This is a genomic window from Psychrobacter sp. (assembly GCF_030454045.1).
Taxonomy (GTDB): Bacteria; Pseudomonadota; Gammaproteobacteria; order Pseudomonadales; family Moraxellaceae; genus Psychrobacter.
The window spans coordinates 1-8,739 of record NZ_JAKDJE010000100.1; the positions used below are offsets into that span (position 1 = coordinate 1).

Sequence of the window (8,739 nt, forward strand, 5' to 3'; positions counted from 1 at the left end):
CTATTTAGCAGCGACGATTATCCATTTACGGTAATTGTCAACACACCCTAGTTTAATACCGCCTTGAAAACAAATAGGATGAGTGGTCAAAAAATCGATTGGATGATTGTACAGACCGATGGTAACGTTTTTACCGATTGAGCAGTATCGACCTACCTTAGCATTACGTATCTCACAGCCACCGCCAAAATATGTCATAAATCCGACTTCGCAAGGGTTGATGGTCTTGAGGTCTTGTAAGCAGGTCGATTCTTCTACTCTTAGTAAGCTACCTATACGTTGAGGTTGCGTATGCAAAATATTTAGCTTGTTTATTTGTTTAATAATCGCTTGTTGTTTAATGGTTTTACGATACCAGTTTTTAATCATTTTATTTCCATCAGGACTACGCTACATTTAGTGCAGACTAAATTACCACGATTTAAAGGTATTGAGTATGCAAATAGAGCTTTGAATTGAGGTGGTCTAAGCATTATCATTTTCAAGCCAATATATCAGGTAGTGTTTTACTATATCGTAATTACTAAGTAAAAATATACAGCGAGCGACTGGTATAGTAACGGCTGCAACTTGGTAGATGCCAGTCAGTCTATTTTCGGTATAATGAAACATTAAAATTTCACGCTAATTTGAATAAACTTATTAAAGAGAAGCTCATGTCCGTCTATACCCAGTTAACTGATGATCAATTTGCCGCCTTTTGCCAAAGCTTTGGCGTGTCATTTGCCCGTGCGGTACCGATCACCCAAGGTATCAAAAACTCAAACTGGTTTATTCAAACGACTGACGATGTTGAGGGCACATACTCTTATGTCTTTACATTATTTGAAGAGCGTCCGCCTGCTGATATCGAAAAAATGGCCGTTATTCTTAATCAATTAAATGGCAAATTACCAGTCGCCGCCCCGTTAGCCGTTATTGAGTCAAATGGTTCGCAAACAGATGGCGATGATAAACGCTATGTCATCCATTACGAAGACAAAGCCATCACTTTAGTGCCGTGTCTAGCAGGCTCACATCCCGAGCAAACCACGCAAGCGATGTGTCACGATATTGGCGCAGCATTAGCCATGCTGCATGAGACGCTGCAAGCATTGCAGCCAAGTGAGCAGTATGGCGTGCCTTTGTATCCATGGAGCGACGTGCGTGACCGTGAAATGCAGTTCATGCCAGGTGACGAAGCCAAGCTGATGAGCGATATCTGGCGCTCTTATTCAGAATTGCCACTGACAACCTTGCCAAAAGGTCTATGTCATTTAGATATGTTCGCCGACAATACCTTATGGCATCTACAAAAAGGCGAGGCGCATCTGACGGGTCTATTGGACTTTACCGAAGTCAGTGTCGAGCATTACGTAATGGATATCGCCATCACAATCAATGATTTTTGTACCACGTGGGGCGGCGCCGAACAAGGCGAATCCGTTAACTTTGACCGCAATAAAATGACGGCATTCTTACAAGGTTATGAGTCGATACGTCCACTCAATGGTGAGGAAAAGCGCGCACTTCCTGTGATGCTAGCAAAAGCGGCCGTGATTTTTTGGTTATTGCGCCTCAATGTGATTCATTACAACCGTACCGAAGGACGCACGGGTGATAACATCATGGTCAAAAATCCTGACCTAATGAAGCGTCTGGCCGCGTATCACTGGGCACAGGTAGAAAAAGCGCAAAATACCGTGTTTGTGCTTGAACATGCCCGCTATAAAGATGATGATAGAAACAATGATGTCGAAGACTTCAAGCTGATTGGGGTTTTCGCCACTGAGCAACAAGCGCAAGCCGCTATTAGCCAGCTAAAAAACCAATCTGGATTTAAAGCATATCCGAATGGTTTTCATATAGATGAATACCCAATCGGTCAGATTCATTGGTCGCAAGGATTTTAATTTTTATCAGACGTACTGGTTTCATACGTTTTTGATGAAAACTGCCCCTCATTATGCTTAAGGAAAATGTTATGACCGATCACGTTGACAACTGGCACAAACTGGCGCGCTTTGATACCAATATGCAAGGAGAGCTGCATGCCAATCTATTACGTAATAACGGCATAACCGTGTCCTTGCAGCCGCTCAGCGCAATCCCTGGTATGAACTCTGGTATCGTTCTCTGGGTAGAAGACACCGACTTGGCAGAAGCTCAGCGCATATTGGATACCATCCCAACTGATGGTGCCGCTTTGCTTGATGAGATGAGTGATGCTGACTTTGATGCGCTATCTGCCAATCAAAGCAATGCTACTCAAGGCAACTCAATAATAGACGACAATAACGGCGGTAACGATTAAATGTGTCAACTCTTAGGAATGAACTGTAATACCCCAACGGATATTGGCTTTAGCTTTGCAGGCTTTCGTCGTCGCGGCGGAATGACAGACAGCCACGAGGATGGCTTTGGTATTGCATTTTTTGAGCGCAGCGAATGCGCGAATAGCCATGATGAGTCTGCAAACGCCTCAACAGGGCTGCGTTTGTTCCATGACAATCGCCCAAGCCATCTGTCACCTGTGGCGGATCTGGTGAATAACTATCCAATCAAAGCCATGAACGTCATTGCGCATATTCGTAAAGCGACGCAAGGGCAGAACTGTTTGGCAAATACCCATCCATTCGTCCGTGAAGTCTGGGGCGAGCAGTGGGTATTTGCGCATAATGGTCAGATGAATAAAGCCTTTATCGAGCGCTGTCAGCGGCTACAAGACAATGGTAACGCCGGGCATTGTCAGCCTGTCGGCTCGACCGATTCTGAAATGGCATTCTGCTATTTGGTCAATCGTCTAAAGAGTAGCTTTAAATCGCGTCCTGATGACAAGACACTGTTTAATTTTTTGACCACGCAATGTCGCTATCTATCGGCCAATGGTCTATTTAACTGCTTGATCTCGAATGGTAAATGGCAGATGGCGTATGCGGGTAGTTTGTTGTTTTATCTCACGCGTAAAGCGCCATTTGGCGAGGCAAAACTGGCGGATGATGACTTGGCGATTAATTTCGGTGATGTCACCACCGATACCGATAAGGTGACGATTTTGGTGACCGTGCCATTGACTGAAAACGAAAAATGGCAACAGTTGGCGGTCAATGAATGTCTGATTTTCTCTGAGGGTGAGATTATTTATAAAGACAGCCCAAGCCAGCGTAAGTTTTTGACCATTGATGAAGGTATCGCTATTGCGCGGGAAGTGGGGGCGAGTGTTTAGTTTAATAGTAAATTTTATATAGGAGAAAAATATGTCTGCTAAAGTATTTATCAGCTACTCACACAAAGATGAAACCTACAAAGAAAATTTAGAGGAACACCTATCCTCTTTAAGACGAAATAACGTAATAGAAGCTTGGCATGATAGAAAAATCATGCCTGGGCAAAAATGGAAAGACGAAATCGATAGTAATTTATCAGAAGCAGATATAATTCTATTTTTAGTTAGTTCAAGCTTTATAAATTCTGATTATAGTCAGGATATAGAAGTAAAAACGGCTGTCAAACAGCATGAAGAAGGTAAATCTATCCTTATTCCAATCGTAGTCAGAGCTTGTGACTGGAAAGATATGTGCTTTTCAGGTTTTCAAGGCTTACCTAAGGATGCTAAAGCTGTTAAGAGCTGGCCTGATGAAGATGAAGCATGGTTAGATGTTGTTAAAGGAATAAAAAATGCTGTAGAAGAAATAGCTAAAAAAAAACTTTAGCCAAAGTGGATAAATCTGTAGAAAGTTCTAGAACTGCAATTACAGATAGTTTTTTAGTTTGGTTAAATGATACTGGCGTTAAACTATCTCATCGTTTAGTTGGTGAGGTAAAATTGAAAGATATATATGTTATTCCTGATATACAAGAATATGATGAGAAAACTGAAAAACTTATTGATATACACACATCGTCTTCCGTATTAGAAAGCCGTGAAAATTTCATTCTATCTGGCGATGAACAAATAGGGAAAACATCTTTATTTAAATTTTTTTACATTAAAATATTAAAAAATAGTGAGGTATGTGTTTATTTACAAGCTAAAAACATAAATAATAACTATGAAAAAGCTATAAACGAAGCTTTGGAGTCGCAGTATATTAACTTATTGTTACCCGAATTTATTTCATATGAAAGGAAAACTATTCTAATTGATGACTTTGAAAAAATATCTTTAAAGAAGAATAATATCCATAAATTTTTTAATTATTTGGAGAAAAATAATATAAGAATTATAGTTTCTTGTGAGTCTAATTATTCTTATATAAGTAGCGATATACCTTCCTTTGATAGCTTTAGAAAGCCTAAGCTACTAGAATTAGGTCATCAAAAAAGAGAAGAGCTAATTAGTAGATGGGTATCTCTAGGAAAGGAGGAGTCAATATCTTCAGAAGGAGAAAACTATAAACAGACAGATTTAGTAAAAAGTAAGATTGATGGTGTTTTAAAGAAAAAAATAGTTCCAGCCAGACCTGTATATATATTAATGATACTTCAAATGTTTGAAGCACATAAGAAGCTCAATGTAGAGCTAACATCATACGGGCATTGTTACCAACAACTTATATATGCTAATTTCGAGTCAGGAAAAATACATAAGGAGCAATATGAGAAGTATTTAAATGTATTAACGGAACTTTCGTGGTGGATATTTAAAAATGATAAAAATCCAAACTATAATGACATAGATATATTTTTCGATGAGTATGAAAGAAAATTTCTTTCTTCAGATAGAAATATAGTTACTGAAAGCTTAATTGGTTGTTCAATATTGATGACTGATAGCATTGACTATAAGTTCAAGTATCCATATATATACTATTTTTTTGTAGCTAAAAAAATAGCTGAATCTTATACAGAAAGTCCAGAGACTAGAAAAGCTACTGAAAATTTATTGAAAAAATTACATAAAGAAGATTATGCTAATATACTGATTTTTGTCACACATCATACAAAAAATAGTTGGATATTGAATGAAATTAGATCGTGTCTGAAAGAACAATTTGACGAGGAGTTAAAGAGAATTACCCCATGGAGAGGTTCAGACTTACGGGGTTTTCAACTGTTTCCTGTTACTGTTAATAAGTTCTCACCTTCTATTATCTTCTTTGCACCTATAAAAGAAACCAATTTCTCTAGAGATCAGTTAAAATTTATACAAAATTTTATGCAAAGAATTCCTGATCTGGTTATTGAGCAAAGAGAGATTAGCACAGAGCGAAAAAAGAAGAATGAGTACTTAGATAATCAAGAGAAATTGAATAACGAGGATGTTGAGCAAGATGAACTATCGTACGATATTTTATCCAATATTAATAAAGTTTTTAAATCTATGGAGATAGCTGGACAAATAATAAACAACAGGCATGCTAGTATTGAAAAATCAGTTATAACTAATCTTGCTCTAGATGGAATTGATGCAGGATTAAGATTTCTGAATTTTTTCTTAAATATATCTGATAAAGCGCAAGAAAGTATAGTGAGGTTCATTGCTGAGAATATCGCTTTGGATTCTCGTATGACAAATAGTGAAGTTAAAGAGCACGCTGAGCAAGCGTATTTACACTTAACCTATAATGTTTTATATGCCACAATACAAAAAATAGCGCACTCTATAGGGTCTAAGGAAGCTTTTGAGGTTTATCGCCAAATTGAAAGTTCAAAGAATACCCCAGTGCATTCTTTAATAAAATTATCTATAGATCTACAGTTCAATAAAACACTGAATATTCAGGAAATTATTAGACTAAATCAATGCTTTAGTAGTAATGTAGTATGTCAAAGACTTATGAAGCAGCTAATTATTCAGCATATTTATATGTATCCAGTAGATTTTAAGGAAAAACAAAAAATAGCTCAGTTGTTGAATGTTTCTTTGAAACATCAAAGGTGGATGGAGTTGGAAAACAAAGGTAGTTCTCTAAAAATAAAGAAATCGGCTTCTTGATTAGATTGTTATAATTTCCCACAACACCGTTTAAATTTCTCACCAGACCCGCAGATACACGGCTGCTTTTGGCTCACCGTCATCGCAACCGTCGGATCTAAAAAGTACCAGCGTGCATCTTGATTAGTTTTGTTTGTAACCTTTACGAAAGCAGACAACTCGTGGTGCGCTTGTATTTTTCCTGCTAAATCATTTGCATTATCTTTGGTATTAAAATAAGCCTTAAACTCAACCTGTGCATGTCTTTTACCAAGCTTTGGCTTGTGTTCTACAATCTCTAATCCTGCCCAGTCTGTCTCCATCGCCCAGCTTTCAATCGCGTCAAAGTCAAGCAAGCCTTGCTGCGCAGGTACTGTGGTGTTGACGATATACTCTGGCTTAATCAATACAAATGCACTATAGCGCGTACGCATGAGCCGTTCGGCTGTTTCCGCTTTTATACCATCTACTTCTTCATTATAAAAAGCATCATGATAGGGCTGACAGCAGTCTTGATAGGAAAGAGCCGCGTTTGCCGTCTCTGCTGTTGGATTGATTTGGCAAGGGCAAGTATGTAGGGAAGGTTGCATGTTTTACTCTAATTTTTGTTTATGCTTAATGATCTTATGATAACTTTATTGCAGCATGCTTTTTATCAACTCTGGAAATATACCGACTTTGAGCTGCGCCCATGCAGAAGGGTCGCTCAGTCGTGACCAAAACATCTCAACAGGCGGGGCGACATATACCAGTAGTGCAAGGATAGTATATAAGAGCAGATACCACCATTTGTCTTTTGGCTGATAAAACTTCATCGCGGTGCCCGATGAGCGCTTCATTTTCATATTGGACAAATTGACACTATACAGCTCGTCCAATGACAAATGCACGATCGCGCCACCGAATAAAAACAGGCCATAAAACCAACTGGTGGTCAGCGGTAGATGCAGACCATAATAGCTTAGACAGGTTAACCCCAGTCCAAGTATCGCCATATAAGGTACAGAGTGGATGACGCCGCGATGCACCGTCATAGTGGTAAAAATATGAAAGACCACATAGCGCATAAAACCATACCCCGCGAGCCATAATGCGATCAATGCGAGCAAGCTCAAATCACTGCGCCAATGCATGACCAGACCAAAAGCAAAGACAAACGAGGTGATATTAAAACCGAGCTTGATTGGTGTTGAATTATCAGAATCCAAGTCTGGTAGTAATCCACCGATGGTACCAAGCGCCACGCATACTAAAAACCCTGAATCATCAATCAAGCCTGCCTTATAAACCGTCAAACTCAGAGTGCCGCTGACCATAAAAGCGACATTTAGGTGGGTATTAAAATTTGCCATAAAACTTGTTCATCCATAGCGCTCAAAAAGACCTTTCGAGCGGTGCATCTAGCTGTAAAAAAGCGCACCATGATACCATAGAGTAGCCAGACATCTAACAGAGATAGCCTTTAAGAGATAGCGCCTATGCCTGCCAGTGATTTACCTACCAAACCTGATTCTACCGCCTGTATTGAGCCGCCGTCTAAAATAGAGGGCACACTTGATAACAGCTTTGCTGAGATTGATTGGCAAGCGCCGTGGCTGTTGCACATTACTCAACGACATTACCTCAGCAACAGCATTGAGCGCCTAAGTAGACCAAGTCAGCAGATGAATAGCTCAAATGAATCGGGTAGTCTGGATAATGCAGAAAGTCTAGATACGCATGGTATCAATGCTTGTAACATCAGTACGCCTGACACGATTGCCAACGTCTTAAAAACGGCGATGCAGCAGCAGGCTGAATATTTGCAACAGCCATTACCGCAGACCAAACCTACCCATAACCAAACGCCTCAAACGCTACAGTTTGTCTCTCAAAATGCATTGCCCGACGGCGAAGCTTACGAGCATTTCATCGGTACAACTGGCAACATTCCGACGCGTGACAATCTGCACGATTTGTTTAACGGCAGCATTTGGCTGACTTTTCCCAAGACCAAAGCCATGCTGAATCATTACCATATGCAAGAAATTGACAAGCAAGGCATCAGTGAGCGCCGAGGGCGTGTGCGCGACACTATTACGGTGTTTGATGAGAATGGGGCAGTGCTGGTCACGGCAGACCCTAATGTTGGTAAGGCATTGGTTGATTTCGACTGGCAGTCAAGTTTGGTGAGACCCCGTGATAAATGGGACGATCCAACACAGCCTGATGACAGCGCTCAAGCTGCCGTCTATATCTTTGGACATGCCTTGTTAGAGCAGTTACTACATCCGCGCAAACCCTTATGCGCGCACAGCATTGTCATCCATGTGACCCAACGTTTCTTTACCCTACCATTAGCTGATCGTGTGCGTTTTTTGGATGATAAAGTCGCAGACTATATGGCGTCATTACTGTCAAAAGATGAGGTGACACCGCGTCAGCTGTCGCCACTGCCAATCTTAGGTGTGCCGCATTTTTGGGCAGAAAACGCAGAACCTAGCTTTTATGATGACAGCTATGTATTTCGCAGTGGACGCCGTCAGAAAAATAAAAAATAAAAAGAATGAGCCATTTAAGATTGACTGGCCAAACCTTTGTTACGTTTACGATTGTGCCACGATTTGACAACGTCTAGACGTTAACAAAGACTTGGTTGTTTGTTATGGTAATAAGGAATTTTTGTTAATTATCAAAGGGGCGGATGTTCTTTTTGTCAATACAGCATTATATCCAGCAAGTCTATCAACCTGTCTTGCTGACCAAAGCGGTATCGATCGTCTATCAAGCCACCAGTTATACATAAACTTACCCCACTCTCAACTTGAAATAAGCAAATCAAACTGAAGAGGCGGGTTACCAAG

9 protein-coding genes are annotated in these 8,739 nt (G+C 40.1%); 6 read left to right on the forward strand and 3 right to left on the reverse strand.

The features are described from left to right. A complete protein-coding gene (locus L0G63_RS12805) occupies window positions 1-369 on the reverse strand; it encodes a hypothetical protein (RefSeq protein WP_301450999.1) in 369 nt (122 codons plus the stop codon). Window positions 370-656: 287 nt separating this feature from the next. On the opposite strand from L0G63_RS12805, the gene L0G63_RS12810 reads away from it, so the two are divergent. The 5 genes from L0G63_RS12810 (at window position 657) to L0G63_RS12830 (ending at window position 5,917) form a co-directional block, all read left to right on the forward strand. Beyond that, window positions 657-1,892 (forward strand): homoserine kinase, encoded by a 1,236-nt coding sequence (locus tag L0G63_RS12810; protein WP_301451000.1) that lies wholly within the window; start codon window positions 657-659, stop codon window positions 1,890-1,892. A 71-nt stretch (window positions 1,893-1,963) separates the two neighbouring features. Beyond that, window positions 1,964-2,293, forward strand: coding sequence for a DUF2007 domain-containing protein (locus L0G63_RS12815; protein WP_301451001.1), 330 nt, complete (start codon window positions 1,964-1,966; stop codon window positions 2,291-2,293). After that, complete coding sequence (locus tag L0G63_RS12820) at window positions 2,294-3,205, forward strand: class II glutamine amidotransferase (RefSeq protein WP_301451002.1); 912 nt, start codon at window positions 2,294-2,296, stop codon at window positions 3,203-3,205. Between the two features lie 31 nt (window positions 3,206-3,236). Continuing rightward, window positions 3,237-3,692 carry a toll/interleukin-1 receptor domain-containing protein gene (locus L0G63_RS12825; protein ID WP_075103538.1) on the forward strand — a complete coding sequence of 152 codons (456 nt, stop codon included), beginning with the start codon at window positions 3,237-3,239 and terminating at the stop codon, window positions 3,690-3,692. A gap of 5 nt (window positions 3,693-3,697) precedes the next feature. Then, on the forward strand, window positions 3,698-5,917 hold the full coding sequence (locus L0G63_RS12830) for an NACHT domain-containing NTPase (protein ID WP_301451003.1): 2,220 nt from the start codon (window positions 3,698-3,700) through the stop codon (window positions 5,915-5,917). 8 nt (window positions 5,918-5,925) lie between these two features. Here L0G63_RS12830 and L0G63_RS12835 read toward each other — a convergent pair whose 3' ends face one another. Both L0G63_RS12835 and L0G63_RS12840 read right to left on the reverse strand, forming a co-directional pair. Beyond that, entirely contained in the window at window positions 5,926-6,486 is a 561-nt protein-coding gene (locus L0G63_RS12835; RefSeq protein ID WP_301451004.1) for a YchJ family protein, read from the reverse strand. A gap of 45 nt (window positions 6,487-6,531) precedes the next feature. Then, complete coding sequence (locus tag L0G63_RS12840; protein ID WP_301451005.1) at window positions 6,532-7,248, reverse strand: metal-dependent hydrolase; 717 nt, start codon at window positions 7,246-7,248, stop codon at window positions 6,532-6,534. Between the two features lie 126 nt (window positions 7,249-7,374). Here L0G63_RS12840 and L0G63_RS12845 point away from each other — a divergent pair, with 126 nt between their 5' ends. Continuing rightward, entirely contained in the window at window positions 7,375-8,436 is a 1,062-nt protein-coding gene (locus tag L0G63_RS12845) for a DUF3025 domain-containing protein (RefSeq protein WP_301451006.1), read from the forward strand. Window positions 8,437-8,739 lie beyond the last annotated feature (303 nt).